Below are 24,981 nucleotides of genomic sequence, written 5' to 3'. Positions count from 1 at the left end.
ACCATTTTTCTTGTAATTCTCAACGACTTCCTTCTTAAACTCTATTGAATATTTTGCCATATAAAAACTGCACCCTTTCTTTTTCATAGTTTCCTATGTCCAAGTTTTTGGGTGCAGTTCATTTAATCGTCTTTTTATATATATTACTCCTCATCTTCAAATAAACTTGTGGATAAGTAACGTTCAGCATTACTTGCAGAGACAGTTAATACAATGTCATCGCTTGATAATGAGTTAGCTAGTTGTATTGCCGCATAGATGTTAGCGCCGCTAGAAATTCCAACAAATAGCCCATCTTCTTTGGCTAATTTACGGGCTGTTTCGTAAGAAATATCATCATTAATGGTCGTCACATTATCTATAACACTACGATCAAGGACACTTGGAACAAATCCTGCACCAATACCTTGAATGGTATGTTTACCAGGATCTTCACCACTAATAACTGCGCTTGTTTCAGGTTCTACTGCGATAATTTGAATAGCTTGGTTATAGCGTTTTAAAGCACGTCCAACGCCTGTGATGGTGCCTCCTGTACCAACTCCAGCAATGAAGTGTGTAATTTGCGGTAAATCATTAATAATTTCTTTTGCTGTAGTATTTTCATGGGCTAAAGGATTGTTTTCATTGTCAAATTGCATTGGCATAAAGTAGCCATGTTCATCAACAAGTTCTTGTGCCACACGAATGGATTCTTTCATCCCTTTTTCAGCAGGGGTTAAAATCAGTTTTGCACCATATCCTTTTAAGATTTTACGGCGTTCTATACTTAAACTATCGGGCATTGTTAAGATTGCTTTATAGCCTTTTGCGGCTGCAATCATTGCTAAACCAATACCTGTGTTCCCACTGGTCGGTTCTACTATTGTATCGCCTGGTGTCAATAGTCCTTCTCTTTCAGCAGCGTCAATCATATTCATCGCAATTCGATCTTTTACGCTACCACCAGGGTTAAACCATTCAAGCTTAACATAAAGTTTAGCTGCGCCCTTATTTGTTAAGTGACTAATGTTTATAATAGGGGTATTGCCTATTGTTTCATATATTGAATGATAAATCATAATTATTCCTCCATTGCTGTATTAACCGTACTATCATTATAGTAAATTCAATAGACATCATAAAGTAATATGATAAAAAAAGAATGGCTAATCAGCCATTCTTTAGTTTTATTCAGGTTGTCTTGGTTTCATGTGAGGGAAGAGTAAAACATCACGAATCGAGTCTTGTCCAGTGAGTAACATAACAAAGCGATCAATACCAATCCCTAGTCCACCTGCAGGTGGCATACCGTATTCTAATGCCTCAATATAATCAATATCCATTTCAGTTGCTTCGTCATTTCCAAGCTCTTTCTCTTTTAATTGAGCCATGAAGCGTTCTTTTTGATCAATAGGATCATTAAGTTCACTGAAGGCATTTGCATATTCACGGCCATCAATGAATAGTTCAAAGCGGTCTGTGAAGCGTGGGTCTTGTTTATTTTTCTTTGCTAAAGGACTAATTTCAATTGGATGTCCATACACAAATGTCGGTTGAACAATTGATTCTTCACAATACTCTTCAAATAACAAGTTTAAGATATGTCCTGTACCTGTAAAGTGTTCAGGCACGTCTAAACCTTTTGCTTTAGCAAATGCTTTAGCTTTTTTGAACGTCATATCTTTATCCCAGAAGTCAATCCCTACAGTATCTCTTACAGCATCAGCCATGTGTAATTTATCCCATGGCTTGGTTAAGTTGATTTCTTGTTTGTTGTATTGAACGATTTCTTTGTCTAATTTCTTTGCAATGGTTGAAAAGAGATATTCTGTTAATTCCATCATCGTATTAACATCACCATAAGCTTGGTACAACTCTAACATCGTAAATTCAGGATTGTGTTTAATGCTCATGCCCTCGTTACGGAAGGTACGACCAATCTCATAAACGCCATCGAACCCACCAACAATTAAGCGTTTTAAGTATAATTCTGGTGCGATACGTAAGTAAAATGGCATATCTAATGTATTATGATGTGTTTTAAATGGACGTGCATTTGCCCCTCCTAAGATAGGATGTAAAATAGGTGTTTCAACTTCAATGTACTCTCTATCATTTAATAATTCTCTAAAAAGTGTAATGATTTTAGAGCGTAGCAAGAATGTTTCGCGAGAATCACTGTTGGTAATTAAATCAACGTAGCGACGGCGATAACGTTCTTCAATATCTTTTAGTCCATGGTATTTTTCAGGTAAGGGACGTAACGATTTTGTTAAATGTGTTAATTCAGTTACACGGATGGTTAATTCACCCGTACGTGTCTTCATGATCGTTCCTTTAACACCATAGATATCACCTAAATCAGCACGTTTGAATAATTCAAATGCTTCATCACCAACGGCATCCTTACGAATATATAACTGAATTTGTCCGTGTTGATCCATAATGTGAGCAAAAGAAACTTTTCCTTTACCACGAATGGTTCTTAGACGCCCGGCAGTCGTAACTGGTTTGATATCCATATCGTGAAGTTCTTCTTTAGTGTACTGCTCATATTTATTATAAATGCTCTTTGATGTATCTGTTCGATCAAAACGTTTGCCAAAAGGATCGACGTTTTTTTCAATCAGTTCTTGTAGTTTTTCTCTTCTTACTAATTCTTGTTCAGATAATTGACTCATTGTTTACACCTCTTTATTGATTCATATCGATTATAACATACTTGAAAATATATCAAAATAAAATAGTACAAAAAATTGTACTATTTAGTGGCTATTTTCAATGTATCTAGATTCTCATACATAATTGTTAAGTAAGTTTTTCCTTGTTCTAGTTCTTCGGTTGTTAGATTACCAAGTCCATGTAAGTAAAGCTTAGATGCCGTCTCATTGACTTCTTGAAGTTGCGAGAGCACTTGATCCCCAGCTGGTGAATTGGCATTCATTTCAAACAGAATGTATTGAATACTATGATATTCTGCTTCCTCCACAAAATGTATGATATCACCAGGAACATTTTCGGTTGAGTGCGCCGAAGTTGTAATAGGTAAAATTTCAATGTCATACCGTTCGTTCCAGTAAGTAAACAACATAGTTGTTGTAATAATTGGTTTAGTTGCTTCATCTGCCATTGTCTGATAATCTTGATCTAATTTTTCAAGTGAGGCATTTAAAACGGTGAAATTATTATCATAAAGTGCGCCATTTTCAGGAAATGTCGCAATCAGTTTGTCTTTAATAAAGGTTGCGGCTTCTAGCATCCTTACAGGATCTAACCAAAAATGCGGATCCTCTGCTAATTGGTTTTCCTCACAATCAATCGTTTCCTCAGTGTGTTCATCACCGGTGTGTTCTTCAGTAGGAGCTTCATAACTATGATCGTGAGCATCAGTATAACATACTTCATTATATTCAATATGAGATGACATATCGACTAGTTCAACATTCCCATCAGCAAAAGTTGTATCAGCATTATTTGGAATATACGTATCGACACCACCATTGATATAGAACAGTAAATCAGCATCTAGCATGCTAATGATTTCTTGTGCGCCCCAATCAATTGATTCACTGTGTGTATTTGAACCTGGAACACGCTTAACTTCAATCGTATCTCCGGCTATTTGTTCAACTAAATATTGCATAGGATATACCGTTACGTAAACTACATTTGAATCATCCGTACCGTTATTACCACATGCTGAAAGAAGTCCTACAAGAACAATAGATAGTATTAGGATTAATTTCTTCATAAAAATCACCTTTTTCTTTGATTAGTATATTATAGGATAAATGTCCAGAAAAATCAATTGTTGATATAAGTTTCTTCAAGAATTTCAAACATATTTTGGGCATCTTTCTTTTTGGTAGAGTCTTTGATTTCTAAAACCTTTACTTTGACAACTTTATTACCAAAATGAATCGTAATAATATCATCTACCTCAACAGGCGTGCTTGATTTAGCGGTTTTACCGTTAATTTCTACACGTTCATTATCCGCAATTTGTTTTGCTATTGTGCGTCTTTTAATTATTCTTGATACTTTTAGATATTTGTCTAATCGCATGTTCTTCTCCCTATCTTATTTACAAAAGAAAGGATATCCTTAGATACCCTTATGCTTGTTTGTCGTCAGTAGTGTTTTCATTAGCATCATCAGATGCATTTTCTTTTTCTTCTTTTTCTTCTTCAATAGCAGCTTGTTTTTCTGCTTCTATCTTTTCTTTTTTCTTTTCCCACCAACTGAGTTTACCAGTCTCAACAATCTCATAAATGTCTTCTTTTGTTAAGGTTTCAACATCTAGTAAGTGTGCAGCGATATTTTTAAGTAAGTCTAAATTTTCGGTTAATGTTTTTTTAGCAAGGTCATAACATTGGTTGATAATTAATCTTACTTCATTATCAATTTCCAATGCGACTTGGTCACTAAATGATTTATCCGCTGCGTAATCTCTTCCTAAGAAGACATTTCCATTACGTTTCTCGTATTGAATGGGCCCTAGCGAACTCATACCATATTCAGTAACCATACTGCGTGCTATTTCAGTAGCTTTTTGGAAGTCATTTTGTGCTCCAGTTGAGACTTCGTTGAAAATAATCTCTTCGGCTACACGACCGCCTAATAATCCAGTGATTTGATCAGTTAGATTTTTCTTGGTTTGCAAGAAACTTTCTTCTTCCTCAGGAAGCATTAATGCATATCCACCTGCTTGTCCACGCGGGATAATTGTAACTTTATGTACGATATTTGCATTATCTAACTTAATACCGAGTACGGCATGTCCTGCTTCGTGATGGGCAATAAAGTCACGCTCATGTTTTGTAAAGACACGTGATTTTTTCGCAGGTCCCATCATAACACGATCAACCGCTTCATCGATATGATAAATTTTAATATGGGGTTTATTTTCGCGTGCAGCCAGTAAGGCAGCTTCATTTAGTAAGTTTTCTAAGTCTGCGCCTGTGAATCCAGGTGTACGTCTTGCGATATCATCAAAGGTTACTTTAGGATCAATTTTCTTATTACGTGCATGCACTTCTAAGATTGCTCGGCGTCCTTTAATGTCTGGGCGACCAATTGTTATTTGTCGATCAAAACGACCAGGTCTTAATAAGGCAGGATCCAGTACGTCAGGTCGGTTGGTTGCGGCAATGATAATGATACCTGAGTTGGTTCCAAATCCATCCATCTCAACAAGTAATTGGTTTAATGTTTGTTCACGTTCATCATGTCCACCACCTAGACCAGCGCCACGCTGACGTCCTACGGCATCGATTTCATCGATAAAGACAATACATGGGGCATTTTGTTTTGCGTTTTTGAACATATCACGTACACGTGATGCCCCAACACCAACAAACATTTCGACAAAGTCAGATCCACTAATTGAGTAAAATGGAACACTTGCTTCACCAGCGACAGCTCTTGCGAGTAAGGTTTTCCCTGTACCTGGTGGCCCAACTAACATTATACCAGTTGGTATACGAGCGCCTAAGTTTGTATATTTTTTAGGGTTTTTCAAGAAGTCAATTAATTCTGCAAGTTCTTCTTTTTCTTCTTCAACACCGGCTACATTATCAAATGTAGTGGTTTTTTTACGGTTTAATTTGGCACGGTTTTTACCGAAATCAAAGGCTTGTCTGTTACCTCCGTTGTTACGCATAAAAACAGCGACGATGACAATTAAGATTAGTAAGGGTCCTAAAATTGCGAGGATATTCCAAAAGCCGTAACTAGAACCCGGGGTATGTGTATAGTTGACACCTTCAGCCTCAGCTTGTGTAATAACTTCATTTAACACAGCCGTAGTAGGTATCTCAATTACAAAACTTGATCCATTATCTAATTGTCCTTCAATTAAGAAGGCACCAATATTCATATCACCAGAAATTGGTGTGGATTCCATTGAAGCTACCTCGCCAGCTTCAATTTTCTGGATAAATGTCGCGTAATCATATTCGATTGGTTGGTCTTCATTATATGTAAATACATATACTGCCCCGAAAATAAACAATAAGATAATTGAAATAACAATTAAGTTACCTAACCTACTACTCGGGGGTTTCATTTGTTTGTTTGCCATAATTCTTCGCTCCTTACTTCATATAGACATCTTTTTTCAAGACGCCCACATAGGGTAGATTGCGGTATTTTTCATCATAATCTAAACCGTAACCTACGACAAATTCTTTGGGAATGGTTTTTCCTATATACTCAGGATCTAGATTTACCACACGACCAGCAGGTTTATCAAGTAGTGTGACGACACTAACACTTTTTGCCCCGCGGTATTTTAATAAATCCATAATAACTTTTATTGTTCTTCCTGTATCAACGATATCTTCAGCGATAATAATGTGTCGATCTTTCACAGCAACATCTAAATCCTTGCTGATTTTGATATCGCCACTTGATTCAATACCACCATGGTAACTCGATACATCCATAAACTCAATTTCAAGATGCATATCCATGTTGCTGATGAGTTTACCCATAAACGGGACACATCCTTTTAATAATCCTACAACGATTGGAAACTTATCTTTATATTCTTCTGTTAATTGTTTTCCTAGGCGTTTTGCAATGGCATCTATTTCGCTTTCTGAAACCAATATTTTCTCAATATCTTTTTCTAACATTTTGTCACCTCATAAATGTATAATATGTGCTTTTTTGATTGATCTTGATGGGCCTTCTTAATTCCTGGTATCCACAAGACATCATCATCGTTCGCAAGTAATATTTTCGTATCTCTTAGATGTTTTGGAATCTTTTGATCAATAAAAATATCTTTAACTTTTTTAGTTCCCACATTAAGAATCATTTTATCACCATTTTGGCGTGTTCTCAAGTAAAGTGGAAACACTAATTCATTATACCATAATTGAAAAAAATTTCTATGATTTTGGTCTAATTTATTATGTGTAACAAAAAAGGAGTAATGGTCGTTAATTTGATAACAACCTTCATCTGTAATTTTAACTGACGCCACCCTTTCTTTACGGGTTTTAATAAGAGTTATATAGGTATACGTTTTTATGAATTTATAGTCCTTTGATAGGGCGTATTCTTGATTTGGATTCTCTTTTAAAGCAAGGGAAATCATAGTTTGGTATTGATTATAAGAAATTTCTACTTTATTATCTGTCAAATCATTAATCAAATGGGTTAAGACATTGATTTTTACAATATCTTTTAAGTTGTTGAAAGGAATAAGGGAAATTTTATTATTAAGATAGTGCTGATCAAGGAATGATGTCACATACGGATGGATCATCTCATTCGCCATTTTAATATACTCAGATAACTGAAGTAACTTATCGCGATATTGTGGATTTTCCTTTGCCATTAAAGGAAGAATATCGTGTCTGATACGATTTCTTGTATAGGTAGATGATTGATTTGTATAATCATCATAATAGTGAATATTATATGTTTGTGCATAGTTCATTAAAGCATCTTTTGAGATATTGAGAAGGGGTCTAATAAAGCGATAATCATTCTCGATATAATGGGTATGCATACCTTCATAACCTTGAAATGAAGACCCTCTGATAATGCGCATCATAATCGTCTCAGCTTGATCATCTAAGTGATGTGCTAAGGCAATATCATGCGTATGATATTGTTTTGCAACTTGTTTAAAGAAATGATATCGTTTTTCTCTTGCTTGTTTTTGGAAGTTACGATTTTCTAAAGTAATATTGATGGTTTTAAATGGGACATTATGATGTTTTGAAAATGCCTTTAAAAAAGCTTGTTCTTCATTTGATTGTTTCCGTTTTTGATGGTTTACATGCGCGACAATACACTTAATATCCAAGGATAACAAAACATGCAAAAGAACCATTGAATCGACACCGGTACTCACCGCGACGACAACGGGGCTATCTTTTGAAAATAAATTCAATTGCTTCACATGTTCACTAATTGATTTCATACTGTCACCTACATCTATTATAACATACAATGGTTACTTTCTCCTGTCAATAGTTTAACCATTTGAATTTTAGTTATTTAGGGATTATCCATCGGTTTTTAGATGGTTTATGGTATAATTAATTAAAATGAGTTAAGTTGATAAAAGATGGGAGAATTCAAATGTTTAAATTGCCGCATTTAACAAAGAAAGAACGTGCATGGGTATTATACGATGTTGCGAATAGTGCTTTTATACTAACTGTTATTACCATCTTCTTGCCCCTTTTATACGAGTTGGTATATATGGGACCACATGTAGCAGATGGCATAGAGAAGTATCATTTAATTGGTGATACACAAGTTGTTACTGAAGAATATAAAGCTTTATGGATTCCCGGCTCATCGTTATTTAAATATCTTACAAGTGCTTTAGCCCTTACTGTGGCTTTATTGAGTCCTGTCATAGGGGCTTGGTCCAATTATCGAGGTAATAAGAAAAAATTCTTCATTATTTTCTTATCTATGGGATTAATTGGTGGCGTTGGATTAAGTATACCAGGATATGATTGGATTACGTTGTTGGTGATCTTTGCGATTACCTCAATTGGATATAATTTGACCAATGTTATATATGATGCCTTCTTAGTTGATGTAACCACCGAAGACCGCATGGATGTTGTAAGCTCTACAGGGTATGCATGGGGATATATTGGGAGTCTTATCCCATTCTTTATTGGATTGATTCCGTATGCATTATATCTTTTTGGAATAATTACACCAGAGAATTTTGGTGTAAGTGAATACTCAATGCGGCGCTTAACCATTAGTTTTGCGTTTATAATTTCAATTATTTGGTGGTTTATCTACTCAATACCACTGATTAAAGATGTTGAACAGACTTATAATATTGAACGGGTTAAAAACTCATTAATACTAAGTTTTAAGCGTTTAGGCGGGACATTTAAAGAAATTCGTGCGTACCGTTATGTGTTTATGTTTTTAATTGCTTACTTACTATATATCGATGTTGTAAACAGTGTGATTCGTTTAGCTACAAACATTGGTAGTGATTTAGAGGTTAGTGATATGGTCATGCTAGGTGTTATCGTAATGGTTCAGGTTATTGCTTTTCCAAGTGCAATATTCTATGGCCGTTTAACCAAACGTTTTGGTGGAAAGACAATGATTTATTACGGTATTTTAACCTATGCGATTGGTGTTTTCTTAGTGTATAGCATTACCGCAGAAACAACCTATTTTATGTGGTTTGTCGGTGCTTTAATAGGAACAGCTCAAGGTGGAATACAATCTATAAGCCGAAGTTATTTTGCCAAAATGGTACCGAAAGAAAAAGCCAATGATTTCTTTGGGTTTTATAGTATATTTGGTCGTTTTGGTGGGATTTTTTCACCATTCTTAATTGCCTTCTTCCAAGTTCGTCTAGGGACTAATTTAGCTGTATTATTGTTATTAATTCCACTCGCAATAGCATCGATTATATTATTCTTTGTTAAGGCTGATACGCCAGTGGTTGTGCATGAATAAAAAGGTGATCCTTGCCAGCCAATCACCGCGTCGTAAACAATTATTAGCTTTATTTGATTTTCCCTTTAAAATAATACCAAGTACGATAGAAGAAGCAATTGATATGAACAAGGCTGATGAAGAAATTGCAATGGCTTTGGCATTACAAAAAGCTTTAGACGTATCAAAGCATCATCCTAATGCTTTGGTTCTTGGATTTGATACAATCGTTGTAAAAGATCATCACATATTGAATAAGCCAGTAGATCAAGATGATGCTAAACGCATGCTTGAGCTATTATCGGGAACAAACCATCAAGTTATTACAGGATGTGCCATTGTGAAAGATCAGGAATATCAAACATTTTATGAAAATACTGATGTTTATTTTAAGTCTCTAACAATTTCTGAGATTGAAGAGTATATTGCCACAAATGAGCCTTTTGACAAAGCAGGGGCTTATGGAATACAAGGCCATGGCGCAAAATATATTAAAAAAATAGTCGGTGATTATTATACTGTGATGGGCTTACCAGTTCATCAATTATATATGAAATTAATAGAAAGTGGAGACTTATAGTCTCCCTTTTTTAATGCATTATAATGTAGTTTGGTGTAAAATAAATGTAAGATACCTGCATCCTATATATATCTTTATGTAGACATGCTAAAATACAATTGTCAGGAGGAACTTTTATGTTTAAATTAAAAGTCGACGAATCTAAGCATAAAATGATTACTGAACGGTTAAACCTTACAGAGACTGAGCATTACTTATATGTACTAACTACTGATAAAGACCAAGTCGAGCAAGACAAGGTAAACATCGTCTTTAATGAGACTGAGCTGTCACACGTTTCATCTTTATTAGATTGGATTGTCAAAGGGGAAGCGATTTATATCGTAGGAAGCAACCAATATGGAGATAAGCGGACTTTGGCTAGGAATATTTCATATTTCATTACAGAAGATGAAGATGTCTACGCCATTTTAGGGACGATGAGAATGCGCGTAAACTATAAGCTTTATGAGTTAGAAAAGATTTTGCAAGACAAGGATTTTATCAGAGTTAGCAAACATGCCATTGTCAATATCGCTAAAATTGATTATATCAAGCCAGCTTTAAACTCAAAGTTACAGTTATTAATGGTAAATGGTGATGTCATTGAGGTTAACCGAGCATATTTAAAAGCGTTTAAAAACGCATTAGATTATTAGGAGGTATCTTATGAGCACGCTTTTTAATCAACCAGGATTACTATTTTTGCTTATAGTCTTTTTAGGAATTAGTCTTTATTTTGTGAAACGTTTTATTGATGAATATCAGTGGAATAAACGCTTAGACAAGAAAAAAACAGCTATGCGTATATCATCACCAGATATTAAACGTAATCATCGTCTATCATTGTTATTAACTGGAGCGGTTTCACCGGTCATACTTGTCATTGTGGCATTAGTTGCGACTGTTAATTTAGGGGGCAATAATTATGATGTTGTAGACTTTAACAGTGGTGATGATATTTTAGATATCTATAATGCCTTCGAGCAAAACTATAGAACAAATAATGGATGGTTCTTTACAGATGGTTTAATGGTACCGGAAACAACCACAGATAATTTTGATACTGTAAACGAAGATCAAGGTAGTGATGACTATTCAAACACCAATAATCAAGTCATTGGTGTCGATGAAATGGATAATGTTTTAACCGACGGAAAATATATTTATGTCGCGAGAAACAATGAAGTAAAGATTGTATTAGCTTACACCCAATCAGAAACCTATCAGGTACTTGATTTAGAGACGTCATTTGATTATTCAATCGATGATCAGGAATGCCCTCGATCATTCAATACCAATGGGCTTTATGTGGATGATGATTATTTAGCAGTCATTGGGTCATATTACAATAATTATTGTTATGAAGATAAACAAGAAGATGATATCGTCATTGATTGGTGGGGGTATCAAGAAAGTAATATTAATGTCTTTGTTTATGATAAAAAAGATAACTTTAGCTTAGAGACAATCTATGAACTTTCTGGAAATTTCTTAGGAACACGCAAAATAGAAGATAATTTATATGTCGTCACATCCACATATCTACCGCTTTATCAAGAGGATGTTGATGTGGATAAGTATTTACCTTATTACAAAGTTAATAATATGTCTGTACAAGCTAAATATCAAAATATAGTATATGTAGATGGCGTGGCACCTAATAGCTTTACAACATTTTATGGCCTTGATTTAGGTGGGAAACAAGTCGATATGGAAGTTATTTTAGGTGACAGTGCCTACAATTTGTACGTCTCACAAAATAACATGTACCTAGCAGGTACCTTATGGCCATATCGCACTTTCACAGACGATTTACTCTCAAATGATAATAATGATGTGCAAACCGCTATTTTTAAAATTAAAATTGACGGACCAAATGTTGCCTTTGATAAATATGGTAAAGTTCCAGGCAATACGTTAAACCAGTTTAGTATGGATGAATATGAAGGCGTGTTACGGATTGCTACGACGAGTGGGCGCTGGACAGAAAATATCAACAATCAAATATTTTTACTAGATTCAGAGTTAAAAATTATCAATAAAATAGGTGGTTTAGGAAAACCAGGAGAAGTCATTCGATCAGTACGTTTTACAAAAGATTATGCCTATGTCGTAACGTTTGAACAAACAGATCCATTCTATGTATTGAATTTATCAGATCCTAGCAATCCAACGGTATTAGGTGAGCTAGAAATAACAGGCTTTAGTAGTTATTTACAACCGTTAGGGAATGATTATATGTTAGGAATTGGGTTTGGTGATTCAGAAGGTGGGACAGAAGGTATTAAAATAAGTGTATATGATATCAAAGATAAAACAAACCCAGTTGTATTTGATGAGATTATTTATGATTATGCTGATTTTGGATGGTCATATACAACAGCCACCTATAATCATAAAGATTTACTTGTCAGTTTAAGTAAAGGTTTAATTGCCTTACCATTTACTACATATGATTATCTAGATGATCGTTATCAATATAATAGTGGTATTTTAACCTTTGGCTTTGATGAAATAGAAGGTCTTAGTGTGAAAGGTTATGTCCAACACGCTTCAAACACAGAAGAAGAAGTTTACGTATACAAAGCAAAATTTATTCATGATGAAGCAAGTGATACTACATTCTTCTACACTGTATCTAATCGCTACATCAAAGTATCCACATTGAATGATCCAACGACTATTTTAGAGTCTTTAAATATTGAATAAATTAAAAAGAGACAATTTATTTGTCTCTTTTTGCTAGGTGATAGACAGCATTACTGACTTCTTTTACTACCCTCTTATCAAAAGGTGAAGGAATGATAAAATCAGCGGTTAACTCTTTATCAGTGATAATATTTGCGATAGCTTTTGCGGCTGCAATTTTCATATCATCTGTAATGTTTTTTGCTCTTGCTTTGAGGACGCCTTTGAAAAGTCCTGGAAAGGCAAGAACATTATTGATTTGATTAGGATAATCACTACGGCCTGTGCCTACAATACTTGCTCCAGCTTTTTTAGCTAGTTTATAAGGAATCTCTGGGTCAGGATTTGCCATCGCAAAAACAATCGGATTCTTATGCATAGTAGTAATCATATCTTCTGTCAGAATATTCTTTGCACTGACACCAATAAAAACATCTTTGTCTTGTATTAAAGCACTTAAAGATTTATCATCACTTGAAGTAATGACACCTTCATCTAATAATTCTTGAACGGAGAAGTCATAATCTTCATAATGTCGATAAGAACATACCCCTTCTAACGAGTAACCGTAAATGTTGCTGACACCAACCTTATGCAGTAGTCTAGCGATATTACCACCTGCTGCGCCTAATCCACTGATGACAACGTGAAGTTTTGAGATATCTTTTTTATTTAATCTACAAGCATTCATTAGCGCAGCCAAGGTTACAATAGAGGTGCCGTGTTGGTCATCATGAAATACAGGTATATCTAGGCGTTTTTTAAGTTCTCGTTCAATGATGATACAGTTAGGAGCACTAATATCTTCTAAGTTGATGCCTCCAAAAGAAGGAGCCAAATGGGTGATGATGTCAATAATGTTATCTGGTTCTTGGGTATCTAATACAATAGGAAAGGCATCAATATCGGCAAACGTTTTAAACAGAACAGCTTTGCCTTCCATAACAGGTAATGCTGCATCTGGACCAATATTACCTAATCCAAGAACGGCAGATCCATCACTAATAACAGCAACCATATTGCCTTTAGATGTATATTTATAGACATCAGCTTTATTCACAGAAATGGCTTTTGATGCTTCTGCGACATGAGGAGAATATACCAAAGATAAATCTTCTTGGGAATCAACATCAACTGTTGCATGCATGGCTATTTTACCAGGATGTTTTTGATGTAATGCTAAACTGTCTATTTTAGGATTACGCATTGGCATCTCCTTTAAATATGTTTTTACCGTGTACATCATAGGCTACAAAGCATGGAAATGATTCTACAGTTAATTCACGGATTGCTTCTGGACCTAAGTCTTCATACATAATAATTTTACTGTTTTTAATGCGGCTAGATAATAAAGCTCCTGCACCGCCAGTTGCAATTAAGTATGACGCGTTATGTTCAATCATTGCATGACGAAAGTCTTCAGAGCGATCACCTTTACCAATCATTAGTTTAACGCCTCTAGCCATCAACTCAGGCGCCATAGCATCCATGCGATAACTCGATGTTGGACCACTTGCACCGACTGCTTGATTGGGCTTATTTGGAGTTGGTCCTACATAAAAGATGACGGCACCTTCTAAGTTAAATTGAGGATTCTTTTCTTTTAATAATCGAAGATGAGCTTGATCTCTCGCAGTATAGATAGTCCCGCTAATCAGTACTTTATCACCAACATGTAGTTGTTTAATATCATCATCTGTTATCGGGGGCGTTAAATGAATCATATGATCACCTCTTTGTGGCGAGATGAGTGACATTGTATATTGATTGCCACAGGTAATGACGCAATATGCATAGGATGATAGTTAGCTTTTACAGCTAAACAGGTTGTTTCTCCACCAACTCCCATAGGGCCAACACCTAAGGCATTGATTTCTTCTAAAAGCTCTTGCTCAAGTTGATGTAGTATAGGATCAGGGTTATGATCATCCAAATCACGTAACAATGCTTCTTTAGCTAAAAGCGCGCTTTTTTCAAAATTACCTCCAATACCAAGGCCCACAATGATTGGAGGACATGGCTTACCGCCAGCATTAAATACTGTATCTAGAACTAATTGCTTAATACCTTCTAAGCCTTCAGCAGGTGTAAGCATCTTAACAATACTCATATTTTCACTTCCGCCACCTTTAGCAGCCATTTTTAAGGTGATTTTATCACCATCAACAAGCTTCGTATGGATAATGGCTGGGGTATTATCTCCTGTGTTTTTCCGGTTAAAAGGATGATTCACCATACTCTTACGTAAGTACCCTTTCTCATATCCTTCGCGAACACCTTGATTAATGGCATTATTTAGATTACCCTTGATATGAACATCTTGACCAATCTCTAAAAAGACAACGACTACACCTGTATCTTGACACAGTGGTGCTTGATTTGTATCAGCAATTTTGGCATTTTCAATAATATCATCTAAAATAGAAGAAGCAACTTGGTTACTTTCTTTACTTTTTGCTTTTTGAATTAACTGCAAAAGCGAATGATCAAGATGATAATTGATTTCGATAACACTTTTTCGAATAATATCAGTAATTTGGGATGCGTCTACTTCACGCATAGAATCACTCCTTTGTATGACACTCACAGTATACCACAAGTAGGGTTCTTTGTAATTAAGGAAAAAGAAGAAAAAATAAAAAATAAAATAACTTGATTATCTAAGATTTGTTTGATATAATTACTATCGCGAATAAACTTACTATGGGTAACACCATGGCGGAAGGAGTCGAATCATATGAAAAAAGGAATACATCCAGAGTATAAAACGGTGACAGTCACGTGTACAACTTGTGGAAATACATTTGAAACAGGTAGTGTACTTGATGAGATACGTGTTGATACGTGTTCAAATTGCCATCCATTCTATACTGGTAAGCAGAAATTTGGTAAAGCTGCTGGACGTGTTGAACGCTTTAATAGACGTTACAAACGAAAAGAAAAATCAGAATAAAAGAGTCGCTTTATGCGACTTTTTTTATTATATATACAGAAACGATAAAAAAAATTTAATGTTTTATTGATTTTATCGTTGGGGCGTGATATATTTTTAGTAACAACCGATTGGAGGAAGTACTATTATGGGAGAATTTGTTTTAAAAAACAGAGATTATTTATTGTTATTTATTGGAGGTTTAATATCGAATCTAGGGACGCATATGTATAACTTTGCAATAAGTCTTTATATCCTCAGTATTACAAAAAGCCCAGGAATTCAAGGATTATATCTTGCTACGGGAGGCGTTGTATTCTTTGCGGTATCTATTTTTTCAGGTGCCCTCGTGGATCAAATGGATAAAACAAAAGTGGTGTATGTCACTGATTTTATTGGGGGAATAACAGTCTTAATTGCCACTTATTTTATCTATTTAGATATCTCATTAACAGTGACGTTAATAACACTTTTCTCAACAAGTGTAGTCCTAGGGTTTAATAGTGCCATGTTTAATCCTGCCGCATCATCTCTACCCGCACACATATTAGAAGATGATCAAATGCAACAAAATAGTTCTTTACGTATGGGAATGTTTGCACTTTATGGCATATTGGGTGTTGTTTTTGGGGGGCTAATGTATGATCTTTTACAAATTGAATATTTAATGCTTGTTAATGCTATAAGTTTTCTGTTATCAAGTTTTAGTGAGTTCTTTATTAAAACGAAGACCATTACAGAACGGATTAAATTATCAGTTAAAGAAACACTTGTTAAAGTAAAAGAAGGATTAAACTATTTATACCAATTAAAACCTATTTTCTATATGGTCTCATTTGCAAGTTTAGTTAACTTTTTCACAATACCAGTGATATCAAACGGATCTCCATATTTATTTGAAATTGTACTTCAAAAACCAGCGATTTATTTATCGGTAATTAGTGGTGTATTCCCAGTTGGTATCATGATTACAAGTATATATCTTGGGACTAAACCGCAGGCGGAAAAAATCAGCCGGCAGTTATTTTTCGGATTTCGAGGAATGGCAGTATTGTTTGCTATCTTTACAGTTAATGTATTCTTAATCGTAAACGGACTAATTCCATTTAATGTATTTATAATAGTAACCTCATTAACCATGTTAATTATGGGAATCGTTAATGGATTTATCAATGTGCCATTTAATACTGCAATTATGATAACTGTAGATAAAAGTATGATGGGACGAACATTTAGTGTTATAACTATTATTTCAAATGGATTAACACCAATTGCGCTTGCTTTAGGTGGATTTGTTATTCAGTGGTTCGGATTAATGATTTTATTCTATGTTGCAATGGCAGCAATTCTTGTATCGGGATATGTTATTACCCATAATAAATATATTAAACAACTGTAGTCGTTTATCTAGATTTAGAGATTGGAGAAATATATGCTAGGTATTATTGCCCAAAGGAAGTCAACAAGAACATTCCAAAAACGTGCACTGTCTAAAGAGGATATAAAACTAACGAAGACAATTTTGGACCATGTAAAGTCCGAGGAACGTCCATTCAAGCAGGATGTAGACTTTTTCTTTCAAGAAAATAAGACTCATCAACAGGGAAAGATTGGGACCTATGGATTTATTAAACATCCTCCGGCATTTATTGGTGGGGTTGTAGAAAACACGCTAAAAGGTATGGTAGACTATGGATTTCTTTTTGAACAAGTTATTTTAGCGTTGACACTATCTAATTTAGGTACCGTATGGTTAGGTGGTACGTTCCATCGTAATCAATTTCACATACCTGTTGAAGAACAGAAGATTATCCCAGCCATTTCACCTGTTGGATATAGTGCCTCTAAGTCATTAAGAGAAAAGATTATCCGTAAAGTTAGTAATGCAGACAACCGTAAACCATTGAGTGAACTCTTTTTCTTAGGAGAATCACTAGAGGCTGTACCTCAGGCCCATCCTTACCTTCAGTATCTTAAGGCAGTACGACTAGCTCCAAGTGCGTCTAATAAACAACCATGGCGTATTGTGTTAGATAATGATACTTTCTATCTTTTCTTAGATCGCACAAAAAGCTATGGTAATTCATTAGCAATTGATATACAAGCGATAGATATTGGTATTGCGCTATCTTACCTATATGTATCATTAATTGGTGATGACAAGTTGATTTCATTTGTATATACGTGTCCATTAGACATTGATGAATGGGAGTATATTATAGGTTTAAAGATAATATAGATATAAAAAAGTCCACAAATGTGTGGACTTTTTCTTTGTTTTATTGATTATAGAAAGTCTGTTTATGGAAGGCAGTATGAAGTAACTTACCTGCTTTTTTACTACCGGGTTCTTCAAGATATTCATCATATAGATTCTTAATATAATCATTAAAGATTGTACGATCAGCTATATCTTGTTCTTTTAGGGCAGCTTTTCGTTTTGCTTGAATATCTACATAATCTTGAATTCTAGCGGGTTGAATTGGTTGTCCACCTTCATCAACACATCCAAATTCATGTGTCGCAAACTCAATTAAGTGATATTTTTTACGACTAGTATGAATTCTTTCTAGGAACTCTTGAATATTCAAGATACCGGTAACAGCAGCAACTTGTATTTCTTGATTATTCAAAGTAAATGTTGCTTCATAGGCATTATCAATGTTTCTAACTTTCGTAAAGTCTAACGTAACTTTATCTTTTTCTAGTAAACTATTTACGGCATCTAAAGTACCTTGAAGTGATGATTTTGCGTCTGTGAAAAAGTAAGGTGTATCATCAAACTCGCTTAAGCGACCAAAGGCTTCACTATCCTCTATATCAAATAAGTTGATTCCTTTTCGTTTTAATAAACGGCCATACTCACGTGTTGTTAAGACATGATCAACATCTCTGATTCCGCCAAATTGCATGTTATCACGTTTTGCTTCATCCTTTTTAGCAATTGATGGAACAATTGAGACGAACGAGATATTCTCTTTTTCGTAGCCAATCTTTTCTGCATAGTAATGTTTAGAGATTGCCCCAGCCATCTGTTGAGGTGTTTTTGTACTTGTAAGATGCGGTACATAATCTGTTTTATATTGTTCGACATAGTTTACGAAACTATGAGAGCAACTAGTCAACATTGGTAATGGTCCATCTTGTTCAAAACGATTTATGAGTTCTTTGGCTTGCTCGATTTTTGTTAATTTATTCGCTAAATCTGGATCCACAATGTCATTGACACCAACATGTTTTAATGAGGTATACATTTTCTTTTCAACATTCATACCAATTGGAGCACCGAACTCTTCACCTAGTGCTACTGTAACGGCTGGATGAATGGTAACGATCACGGTTTTATTAGGATCTTCTAAATCATCCATTACAACATCAATTTCAGATTGTTCTTTAATCGCAGCGACTGGACATGCTGTAATACATGCACCACAATTGATACATCCGCTATCTTCCATCGCATGGAAGTTTGCTGGGCCAACATAGGTTCCATTTCCACGATCATTAAAGTCTAAGATATCAAGTCCTGTCTTTTCGTGACAAGCATTAATACAACGTCCGCATAAGATACATTTTCCACTATCTAATACAATGGTGTTAGATGAATCATTGATACGGCGTGGTTTTTTAAAGAAATCTGTGCTTTCGCCATAAGGATTTTCAACTTGGTAACGCCGCATTAAATCGAGAAATTCACACGATTGTTCACGTTCACATGCCCAACATTCAAAGATATGGTTACTAGCTAATAATTCAAGGTTTTGGCGAACTGAATCAGTGATTTTCTTATTTTTCGTTGTGATTTTCATCCCGTCGTAAATGGCTAATGCACAAGAGTTTGATAGGCCTCCTCTTGCGCCCTCAACTTCGACAACACACATACGACAAGCACTTGTTTCATTAATATCTTTTAAGAAGCAGAGTCTCGGTACGTTTATTCCAATTGATTCTGCCGCTTGCATAGCTGTATAATTTTCAGGTACAGTGACTTCTTTACCATTTATTGTAAGCGTAACATTTTTCATTTTGTAAGCCTCCTATACACTAATGATTGCATCAACAGGACAGACGTTTTTACAAACACCACATTTGATGCATTCTTCTGTATCGATAACATGTAATTCTTTAACACTACCAGAGATACAATCGACTGGACAGTTACGAGCACATTTTGTACATCCAATACAGTCATCAGTAATAAATAAGTTAATGAGTGGTTTACATACACCACCTGGACATTTTTTATCAACAACATGTGCTTCAAATTCATCTCTAAAGCCATTTAACATTGATAATACAGGGTTTGGTGCCGATTGTCCTAATCCACAAAGCGAGGATCCTTTAACCATTTGTGCTAAAGATTCAAGTTTATCTAAATCTTCTAAGGTACCATGACCTGATGAAATAACATTAAGTAACTCAAGCATTTTTTTCGTTCCTTCACGACAGGGGGTACATTTACCACATGATTCATCAACCGTAAACTCTAAATAGAATCGACAGATATCAACAAGACAAGCATCTTCATCGATAACAACCATTCCACCTGAACCCATCATTGAACCAGCTTCGATAAGCGTTTCATATTCGATTGATAGGTCAATCATACTTTCCGGAATAGCCCCGCCAGATGGTCCACCTGTTTGAATAGCCTTTAAAGCTTTATTCTTTGGAATTCCGCCACCTATTTCATAAATAACTTCACGGAGTGTCGTTCCCATAGGGACTTCTACTAAACCAGCATTTTTAATATTTCCACCTAAACTAAACACTTTGGTTCCTTTTGAATGCTCAGTTCCAATTTTACTGAACCAATCTGCCCCTTTAAAGATGACTTGAGGGATATTAGCTAATGTTTCAACATTGTTAATGATGGTTGGTTTACCCCATAGTCCTTTTGCGGCAGGATATGGTGGTTTGTTACGAGACATTCCTCGTCCACCTTCAATTGATGCAATTAATGCTGTTTCTTCACCACATACAAATGCACCAGCTCCTAAGCGGAGTTCGATATCAAAACTAAAGTCAGTGCCAAATATATTTTCACCTAGTAATCCTAGATCTTTTGCTTGTTTGATGGCATTACGTAATTTCTTAATGGCTGTTGGGTACTCAATACGTACATAGATAAATCCTTTGTTTGCACCAATCGCATACCCACCAATCATTAACCCTTCTAAAATACTATGAGGATCTCCTTCGAGTAATGCCCGATCCATGAAGGCACCTGGATCGCCTTCATCTGCGTTACATATAATATATTTTTGATCCGCATCGTTTTCATATGCAAATTGCCATTTACGTCCAGTTGGGAAACCGCCACCCCCACGACCACGCAATCCAGAATGTAGCATTTCTTGAATAACCTCTTTTGGGGACATTTCAAGTAATACTTTTCCTAAACTGCGATATCCATTACGTGCGATATACTCTTCAATATCGTCGGGATTGATTAAACCACAGTTTCTTAGGGCAACACGTGTTTGTTTAGAATAAAAGCGAATTTCATCAAAAGCTTTTATTTCTTTTTTATCGGTTAATGTCTCTTCAAAGATTAAATCTTCAACGAGGCGTCCCTTGTATAAATGTTCATCAACAATCTTTTTAATGTCCTTTTCTTTAACTTGGGCATAAAAGACTCCTTCAGGGTATACAATAACAAATGGACCTTGTTCACACAGTCCAACACACCCTGTGTTGACAATTTTAATTTCATCGCGGATTCCGTGAGTCTCTAAGTGTTTTTCAAATTCAGCACGAAAGGTGTGCGCACCTCGAGAAATACAGTTTGATCCGCTACAGATTAAAACATGAGCTCTTTCTAACATTCGTAATCACCTTATACTCTAAATTTACCGATGATGTTATCCTTAACGATCTTACCACCGAGTATATGTTCGTCTATAATTCTTTGGGCAACGTCTTCATCAACTTTACAATATGTTGTACGTTTGTCGCCTTCAAGCACCTCTACAATTGGTTCAATTGCGCATTCACCAATACAACCGACTGGTGTAACGGTGATATTTTCGATATCACGTTCAGCAATTTCCTCAACAAATTTATTCATGACAGGGCGTGCACCTGCGCTAATACCGCATGTTGCCATCCCTACTAAGATACGTGTACCATCTTGCTTGTCCCGCATTGTAACTTTTCTTTGCGCTTTCTCACGAATCTTTTTTAAATCATCTAATGATTTCATTTTGTTTCCTCCTTTTGGATTGAAAGTAGTCCTTCTTTTATATTGTTTTTAATCCATAAAATGACATTATAATCAGTGATTGGTACATCATTGAGTATTTGTTTGACTTCACGAGAGTCAAAGTAATAGGTTTGATGATCAATCATATGCACATATCTGATATCGATACCAGCATCATTCATTAATAAGACGGTAAGTGTTTCTTCAATGTCGCCAACTGGTGCGCGATTGATATGATCTCGTACAAACTCAGCTTTAATGAGTGTCCCTTCTTTTTCAATGGAATCGATTTGAAATGTGCCCCCTGTTAATTCGCAAGCGAGTTTGAATAGTGAGATACCGAGGCCCACTTTACGAGTCGTTCGTGTTGTAAAAAAAGGGTCAGACACTTGCGAGAGTGTTTTCTTATTCATCCCGTGACCATCATCAGTAATAGTGATGGTGTAGGTATTTTGCGTTGTACTTTCTTCTATAGTAATCTCAATGAGTGATGCGTTCGCACTGATTGAGTTTTCACAAATATCTAAAATATGCAAGGAAAGTTCATTCATTTTTTGTGCCCCCTTTAAAGTAATCAAAGAAGGCATCTATTGATTTCTCTGCTAGTTCTAAATACTCAATACGTTCAGAAATCGACATTAAAGTATGTGAATCAGAATTAGAGAGAGTTATATACTGTTTATATTGGGGATATTTTTTTAAAAATGCTGTTTTGTGTTGTGGTTCAATTTCAATACCGTCAAAAAGATAGTCGTCAAGTGAATAATTATTTAGGACAGACTTACTCGGACGATTGATGTGCGCAAAGAGTGCAATACCATCAAGTGATTTCACTTGTCGATAGAGTACCTTGTAGGGCAACGTTGATGTTAATAAGCCTTTTTTGACTGTTCCGATAGGGTTGTCGTAAATATCTGTAATAATTTGGTCATCAGGTGTAAAGTGTGTAAATGTATCGGTTAAATACCCTTGAATAAACTGATTAAATATCTCTGCATCATTGAATGTACGAAAGTAACATAGGACGTCAAAGCCTTCTTTCACAGTAACTTCTACACCCGGTACAAAAATAAAATCATACGATGTTTCAATGTTTTTGACAGTTTGGAGTTGTAGTAAGCAATTATGATCTGTAATCGCGATAAAATCGAGATTTTTTAACATTGCCATGTTTAAAATGTTATTTGGTGTCATAAATTCATCACCATCAGGTGATAGTACGGAATGAATATGCAAGTCATAATAACATTTCATTTTAATTACTCCAAACTCGCAAGTTGTTTAATAATATCTGCGGTAGATAAAGGGGTAATAAAGAGTGACAAATTCAAATCATTTGCGCGAGTAATGATATCAGGTTTAATCTTAGCGTTGTGTGTAAAAATTACAGCGCTTAGATCAAGTAAACTCGCAACACCCAAAACATTGATGTTATTTAATACAGTGATTAAGACGTCATGCTCTTCAGCATAGCCAATTACATGACTCAGCAAATCAGATGCAAAGAGTTTATTAATTGTTTGCGTATCATTACTATCTTCATTAACTAGGGTTAACGCCTTATGATTGTTAAGGTCATTCACTGTCAACGTGATCATCTCCTATATCGAATCGCATACACAGTTTTGTACCTTCTTTCGATGAGGTCAAGTGCATCTCATCTGAGACTGCTTCAATATTAGGCAAGCCCATTCCAGCACCAAAGCCATTCTCAATTGCGTAGGAACTAGCTGTTGAGAATCCTGCCGCTTTTGCAAGTTCGATATCCTCAATACCAGGGCCTTTATCTTCGAATGTAAGCGTAACATGATCATCATTGAGATCGAATATTACTGTTCCACCATAAGAATGAATTACAACATTAATCTCAGCTTCATAAACTCCAATTGTAACACGTTTGATAAAGTGACTCGGAAATCCTTCGAGTTTTAGTATACGTTTGGTCGTACTTGCGACAGTACCAGCATTAGCGATATCATTTCGCTCAATGACAAACTCTTTATGAATACGGGCGTTTTTAGTGGTTTTCTTCAAGCACGGATTCATAACTTTTCACACCGTTCATGAATAATAAGCCACTTGTCCGGTACATAGTTAAATCAGTACCGATTAAAGTGATTCCCAGTTCATCTGCAAGTTCAATAACTTGTTTCGTTGGTGTTTTACCACGTACAAAGATGATTGTTTCTAAATCAAGTATTTCTGCTGTACGTAATGCTTGATTGGTAACAAGTCCTGTAACCAGGGCACCGTGCGCTCCTATGTGACTAGGCATTTGCTTTAAAAGCATCAATGCATCACTCATTAAATCACAAACAAACGCATAATTAATTTCTTTGACGCATCGTGGGCACTCTAAGTTGAACTGTTTTGCATCAATTAAGTCTAATACAGCATTCAATTCCATCTATTTTCGCCTACCTTTTAAGACTTTTTTCACTTTTTCGACTGACATTTCGCCTATAACTTCTTCACCAATTGACATAACTGGTGCCATACCACATGTACCAATGCAACGAATAGCATCTAATGAGAATTCTCCATCCTCTGTGGTTTCTCCCACATCAATACCAAGTTCTTTTTTCACTGTATCAAGTATGATTTGTGCACCACGCACATAACATGGTGTACCTAAACAAACACCGATAGTTTCTTTTCCTTTTGGTGTTTGTGAGAAACTAGAATAGAATGTAACTACACCATTAATCTCAGCAATGGTGACACCTGTTTCTCGTGAAATAAGTTTTTGAACTTCTAATGGGATACACCCGAATATTTGTTGAGCATCGTGCAGTATTGGCATTAATGGACCAGGGTTTTTCATGTGTTGGTCGATAGCGCTCAATAACGCGCTCTCATTTTCTTTTGATATTTCAATAGTTCTACCCATAATCTTCTCCTCTATTAATATCATTATATATGTTTATTTTCCAAACAATTATAACATATATATAGGCTTTTATAAAGCCTGTATATTATAATAGTTCTATATATTCAAAACTGCTATAAATAGGGTTTTACCTTTATCTAAGCGATCAATAATAGATGCATAATAGTATTATCTTTTATAGATAATTAATAAAAAAATAATTTGCTATACGAATTAACTGAATAATTCTTATATCAGGCTATATTTTTTTAAAAAATTATGTTATTGTTGTATATATA

Annotated in this window: 26 protein-coding genes; 7 read left to right on the top strand and 19 right to left on the bottom strand. The window is 35.3% G+C overall.

What is annotated here, in order from left to right; genetic code table 11:
* Window positions 1-143 precede the first annotated feature (143 nt).
* The 7 genes from cysK to tilS all read right to left on the bottom strand — a co-directional run bounded on the left by cysK (window position 144) and on the right by tilS (window position 7,921).
* Window positions 144-1,061 (bottom strand): cysteine synthase A, encoded by a 918-nt coding sequence (gene cysK / locus UMR38_07905; GenBank protein MEC9485771.1) that lies wholly within the window; start codon window positions 1,059-1,061, stop codon window positions 144-146.
* Between the two features lie 108 nt (window positions 1,062-1,169).
* A complete protein-coding gene (gene lysS / locus UMR38_07900) occupies window positions 1,170-2,663 on the bottom strand; it encodes a lysine--tRNA ligase (GenBank protein ID MEC9485770.1) in 1,494 nt (497 codons plus the stop codon).
* Between the two features lie 80 nt (window positions 2,664-2,743).
* Window positions 2,744-3,733, bottom strand: a complete 990-nt coding sequence (locus UMR38_07895) for a zinc ABC transporter substrate-binding protein (GenBank protein MEC9485769.1) — start codon at window positions 3,731-3,733, stop codon at window positions 2,744-2,746.
* A 53-nt stretch (window positions 3,734-3,786) separates the two neighbouring features.
* A complete protein-coding gene (locus tag UMR38_07890) occupies window positions 3,787-4,047 on the bottom strand; it encodes an RNA-binding S4 domain-containing protein (GenBank protein MEC9485768.1) in 261 nt (86 codons plus the stop codon).
* Between the two features lie 49 nt (window positions 4,048-4,096).
* On the bottom strand, window positions 4,097-6,064 hold the full coding sequence (gene ftsH / locus UMR38_07885) for an ATP-dependent zinc metalloprotease FtsH (GenBank protein MEC9485767.1): 1,968 nt from the start codon (window positions 6,062-6,064) through the stop codon (window positions 4,097-4,099).
* Window positions 6,065-6,077: 13 nt separating this feature from the next.
* Window positions 6,078-6,620: a hypoxanthine phosphoribosyltransferase gene (gene hpt / locus UMR38_07880; protein ID MEC9485766.1), complete on the bottom strand. Its 543-nt coding sequence runs from the start codon at window positions 6,618-6,620 to the stop codon at window positions 6,078-6,080.
* The gene (gene tilS / locus UMR38_07875) at window positions 6,614-7,921 is read right to left on the bottom strand and encodes a tRNA lysidine(34) synthetase TilS (protein MEC9485765.1); all 1,308 of its coding nucleotides are present in this window, start codon (window positions 7,919-7,921) and stop codon (window positions 6,614-6,616) included. The genes hpt and tilS overlap by 7 nt, the downstream gene beginning before the upstream one ends.
* Window positions 7,922-8,082: 161 nt before the next feature.
* Here tilS and UMR38_07870 point away from each other — a divergent pair, with 161 nt between their 5' ends.
* From UMR38_07870 to UMR38_07855, 4 genes are all read left to right on the top strand, one after another.
* Window positions 8,083-9,447, top strand: a complete 1,365-nt coding sequence (locus UMR38_07870) for an MFS transporter (protein MEC9485764.1) — start codon at window positions 8,083-8,085, stop codon at window positions 9,445-9,447.
* Entirely contained in the window at window positions 9,440-10,006 is a 567-nt protein-coding gene (locus UMR38_07865) for a Maf family protein (protein MEC9485763.1), read from the top strand. The genes UMR38_07870 and UMR38_07865 overlap by 8 nt, the downstream gene beginning before the upstream one ends.
* Window positions 10,007-10,122: 116 nt before the next feature.
* Window positions 10,123-10,644 carry a LytTR family DNA-binding domain-containing protein gene (locus UMR38_07860; protein ID MEC9485762.1) on the top strand — a complete coding sequence of 174 codons (522 nt, stop codon included), beginning with the start codon at window positions 10,123-10,125 and terminating at the stop codon, window positions 10,642-10,644.
* A gap of 10 nt (window positions 10,645-10,654) precedes the next feature.
* Window positions 10,655-12,697: a beta-propeller domain-containing protein gene (locus UMR38_07855; GenBank protein MEC9485761.1), complete on the top strand. Its 2,043-nt coding sequence runs from the start codon at window positions 10,655-10,657 to the stop codon at window positions 12,695-12,697.
* A gap of 16 nt (window positions 12,698-12,713) precedes the next feature.
* On the opposite strand, the gene UMR38_07850 is transcribed toward UMR38_07855, so the two are convergent.
* The 3 genes from UMR38_07850 to UMR38_07840 are packed head-to-tail and all read right to left on the bottom strand — an operon-like array spanning window position 12,714 to window position 15,236.
* Complete coding sequence (locus UMR38_07850; GenBank protein MEC9485760.1) at window positions 12,714-13,883, bottom strand: NADP-dependent malic enzyme; 1,170 nt, start codon at window positions 13,881-13,883, stop codon at window positions 12,714-12,716.
* Entirely contained in the window at window positions 13,876-14,400 is a 525-nt protein-coding gene (locus UMR38_07845) for a FumA C-terminus/TtdB family hydratase beta subunit (GenBank protein ID MEC9485759.1), read from the bottom strand. The genes UMR38_07850 and UMR38_07845 overlap by 8 nt, the downstream gene beginning before the upstream one ends.
* Window positions 14,397-15,236: a fumarate hydratase gene (locus UMR38_07840; protein ID MEC9485758.1), complete on the bottom strand. Its 840-nt coding sequence runs from the start codon at window positions 15,234-15,236 to the stop codon at window positions 14,397-14,399. The genes UMR38_07845 and UMR38_07840 overlap by 4 nt, the downstream gene beginning before the upstream one ends.
* Window positions 15,237-15,413: 177 nt before the next feature.
* Here UMR38_07840 and rpmE point away from each other — a divergent pair, with 177 nt between their 5' ends.
* From rpmE to UMR38_07825, 3 genes are all read left to right on the top strand, one after another.
* Window positions 15,414-15,629 carry a 50S ribosomal protein L31 gene (gene rpmE / locus UMR38_07835; GenBank protein ID MEC9485757.1) on the top strand — a complete coding sequence of 72 codons (216 nt, stop codon included), beginning with the start codon at window positions 15,414-15,416 and terminating at the stop codon, window positions 15,627-15,629.
* Between the two features lie 127 nt (window positions 15,630-15,756).
* Window positions 15,757-17,007 (top strand): MFS transporter, encoded by a 1,251-nt coding sequence (locus UMR38_07830; protein MEC9485756.1) that lies wholly within the window; start codon window positions 15,757-15,759, stop codon window positions 17,005-17,007.
* 33 nt (window positions 17,008-17,040) lie between these two features.
* Window positions 17,041-17,847, top strand: a complete 807-nt coding sequence (locus UMR38_07825) for a nitroreductase family protein (GenBank protein ID MEC9485755.1) — start codon at window positions 17,041-17,043, stop codon at window positions 17,845-17,847.
* A gap of 40 nt (window positions 17,848-17,887) precedes the next feature.
* On the opposite strand, the gene UMR38_07820 is transcribed toward UMR38_07825, so the two are convergent.
* Genes UMR38_07820 through UMR38_07780 form a run of 9 tightly spaced genes read right to left on the bottom strand, consistent with a single transcriptional unit; the run spans window position 17,888 to window position 24,703 of the window.
* Window positions 17,888-19,633: a [Fe-Fe] hydrogenase large subunit C-terminal domain-containing protein gene (locus UMR38_07820; protein ID MEC9485754.1), complete on the bottom strand. Its 1,746-nt coding sequence runs from the start codon at window positions 19,631-19,633 to the stop codon at window positions 17,888-17,890.
* Window positions 19,634-19,645: 12 nt separating this feature from the next.
* Entirely contained in the window at window positions 19,646-21,436 is a 1,791-nt protein-coding gene (locus UMR38_07815) for an NADH-quinone oxidoreductase subunit NuoF (protein MEC9485753.1), read from the bottom strand.
* An 11-nt stretch (window positions 21,437-21,447) separates the two neighbouring features.
* Window positions 21,448-21,813, bottom strand: coding sequence for a (2Fe-2S) ferredoxin domain-containing protein (locus UMR38_07810; protein ID MEC9485752.1), 366 nt, complete (start codon window positions 21,811-21,813; stop codon window positions 21,448-21,450).
* Window positions 21,810-22,364 (bottom strand): ATP-binding protein, encoded by a 555-nt coding sequence (locus UMR38_07805; GenBank protein ID MEC9485751.1) that lies wholly within the window; start codon window positions 22,362-22,364, stop codon window positions 21,810-21,812. Before UMR38_07805 ends, UMR38_07810 begins: the two co-directional genes overlap by 4 nt.
* Window positions 22,357-23,067, bottom strand: coding sequence for a PHP domain-containing protein (locus UMR38_07800; protein MEC9485750.1), 711 nt, complete (start codon window positions 23,065-23,067; stop codon window positions 22,357-22,359). The genes UMR38_07805 and UMR38_07800 overlap by 8 nt, the downstream gene beginning before the upstream one ends.
* Before the next feature lie 5 nt (window positions 23,068-23,072).
* Complete coding sequence (locus UMR38_07795; GenBank protein MEC9485749.1) at window positions 23,073-23,396, bottom strand: DRTGG domain-containing protein; 324 nt, start codon at window positions 23,394-23,396, stop codon at window positions 23,073-23,075.
* On the bottom strand, window positions 23,389-23,859 hold the full coding sequence (locus UMR38_07790) for an ATP-binding protein (protein MEC9485748.1): 471 nt from the start codon (window positions 23,857-23,859) through the stop codon (window positions 23,389-23,391). The genes UMR38_07795 and UMR38_07790 overlap by 8 nt, the downstream gene beginning before the upstream one ends.
* Window positions 23,831-24,220 carry a hypothetical protein gene (locus UMR38_07785; GenBank protein ID MEC9485747.1) on the bottom strand — a complete coding sequence of 130 codons (390 nt, stop codon included), beginning with the start codon at window positions 24,218-24,220 and terminating at the stop codon, window positions 23,831-23,833. Before UMR38_07785 ends, UMR38_07790 begins: the two co-directional genes overlap by 29 nt.
* Window positions 24,221-24,703 carry an NAD(P)H-dependent oxidoreductase subunit E gene (locus UMR38_07780; GenBank protein ID MEC9485746.1) on the bottom strand — a complete coding sequence of 161 codons (483 nt, stop codon included), beginning with the start codon at window positions 24,701-24,703 and terminating at the stop codon, window positions 24,221-24,223.
* Window positions 24,704-24,981: the final 278 nt, after the last annotated feature.

It is taken from the genome of Candidatus Izemoplasma sp., from assembly GCA_036172455.1.
Lineage (GTDB): Bacteria > Bacillota_I > Bacilli_A > Izemoplasmatales > Izemoplasmataceae > JAIPGF01.
This window is presented reverse-complemented; position numbering and strand designations above follow the sequence as displayed.

What these genes read in the sequence shown, in the direction of transcription:
- UMR38_07845 (MEC9485759.1), bottom strand. Translation starts at nt 14,400, where the DNA reads ATGATTCATTTAACGCCCCCGATAACAGATGATGATATTAAACAACTA.
- tilS (MEC9485765.1), bottom strand. Translation starts at nt 7,921, where the DNA reads ATGAAATCAATTAGTGAACATGTGAAGCAATTGAATTTATTTTCAAAA.
- ftsH (MEC9485767.1), bottom strand. Translation starts at nt 6,064, where the DNA reads ATGGCAAACAAACAAATGAAACCCCCGAGTAGTAGGTTAGGTAACTTA.
- UMR38_07820 (MEC9485754.1), bottom strand. Translation starts at nt 19,633, where the DNA reads ATGAAAAATGTTACGCTTACAATAAATGGTAAAGAAGTCACTGTACCT.
- UMR38_07810 (MEC9485752.1), bottom strand. Translation starts at nt 21,813, where the DNA reads ATGAAATCATTAGATGATTTAAAAAAGATTCGTGAGAAAGCGCAAAGA.
- UMR38_07865 (MEC9485763.1), top strand. Translation starts at nt 9,440, where the DNA reads ATGAATAAAAAGGTGATCCTTGCCAGCCAATCACCGCGTCGTAAACAA.
- UMR38_07840 (MEC9485758.1), bottom strand. Translation starts at nt 15,236, where the DNA reads ATGCGTGAAGTAGACGCATCCCAAATTACTGATATTATTCGAAAAAGT.
- UMR38_07800 (MEC9485750.1), bottom strand. Translation starts at nt 23,067, where the DNA reads ATGAAATGTTATTATGACTTGCATATTCATTCCGTACTATCACCTGAT.
- hpt (MEC9485766.1), bottom strand. Translation starts at nt 6,620, where the DNA reads ATGTTAGAAAAAGATATTGAGAAAATATTGGTTTCAGAAAGCGAAATA.
- UMR38_07805 (MEC9485751.1), bottom strand. Translation starts at nt 22,364, where the DNA reads ATGAATGAACTTTCCTTGCATATTTTAGATATTTGTGAAAACTCAATC.
- UMR38_07850 (MEC9485760.1), bottom strand. Translation starts at nt 13,883, where the DNA reads ATGCGTAATCCTAAAATAGACAGTTTAGCATTACATCAAAAACATCCT.
- cysK (MEC9485771.1), bottom strand. Translation starts at nt 1,061, where the DNA reads ATGATTTATCATTCAATATATGAAACAATAGGCAATACCCCTATTATA.
- UMR38_07870 (MEC9485764.1), top strand. Translation starts at nt 8,083, where the DNA reads ATGTTTAAATTGCCGCATTTAACAAAGAAAGAACGTGCATGGGTATTA.
- rpmE (MEC9485757.1), top strand. Translation starts at nt 15,414, where the DNA reads ATGAAAAAAGGAATACATCCAGAGTATAAAACGGTGACAGTCACGTGT.
- lysS (MEC9485770.1), bottom strand. Translation starts at nt 2,663, where the DNA reads ATGAGTCAATTATCTGAACAAGAATTAGTAAGAAGAGAAAAACTACAA.
- UMR38_07815 (MEC9485753.1), bottom strand. Translation starts at nt 21,436, where the DNA reads ATGTTAGAAAGAGCTCATGTTTTAATCTGTAGCGGATCAAACTGTATT.
- UMR38_07790 (MEC9485748.1), bottom strand. Translation starts at nt 23,859, where the DNA reads ATGAATCCGTGCTTGAAGAAAACCACTAAAAACGCCCGTATTCATAAA.
- UMR38_07855 (MEC9485761.1), top strand. Translation starts at nt 10,655, where the DNA reads ATGAGCACGCTTTTTAATCAACCAGGATTACTATTTTTGCTTATAGTC.
- UMR38_07830 (MEC9485756.1), top strand. Translation starts at nt 15,757, where the DNA reads ATGGGAGAATTTGTTTTAAAAAACAGAGATTATTTATTGTTATTTATT.
- UMR38_07825 (MEC9485755.1), top strand. Translation starts at nt 17,041, where the DNA reads ATGCTAGGTATTATTGCCCAAAGGAAGTCAACAAGAACATTCCAAAAA.
- UMR38_07895 (MEC9485769.1), bottom strand. Translation starts at nt 3,733, where the DNA reads ATGAAGAAATTAATCCTAATACTATCTATTGTTCTTGTAGGACTTCTT.
- UMR38_07780 (MEC9485746.1), bottom strand. Translation starts at nt 24,703, where the DNA reads ATGGGTAGAACTATTGAAATATCAAAAGAAAATGAGAGCGCGTTATTG.
- UMR38_07860 (MEC9485762.1), top strand. Translation starts at nt 10,123, where the DNA reads ATGTTTAAATTAAAAGTCGACGAATCTAAGCATAAAATGATTACTGAA.
- UMR38_07890 (MEC9485768.1), bottom strand. Translation starts at nt 4,047, where the DNA reads ATGCGATTAGACAAATATCTAAAAGTATCAAGAATAATTAAAAGACGC.
- UMR38_07785 (MEC9485747.1), bottom strand. Translation starts at nt 24,220, where the DNA reads ATGGAATTGAATGCTGTATTAGACTTAATTGATGCAAAACAGTTCAAC.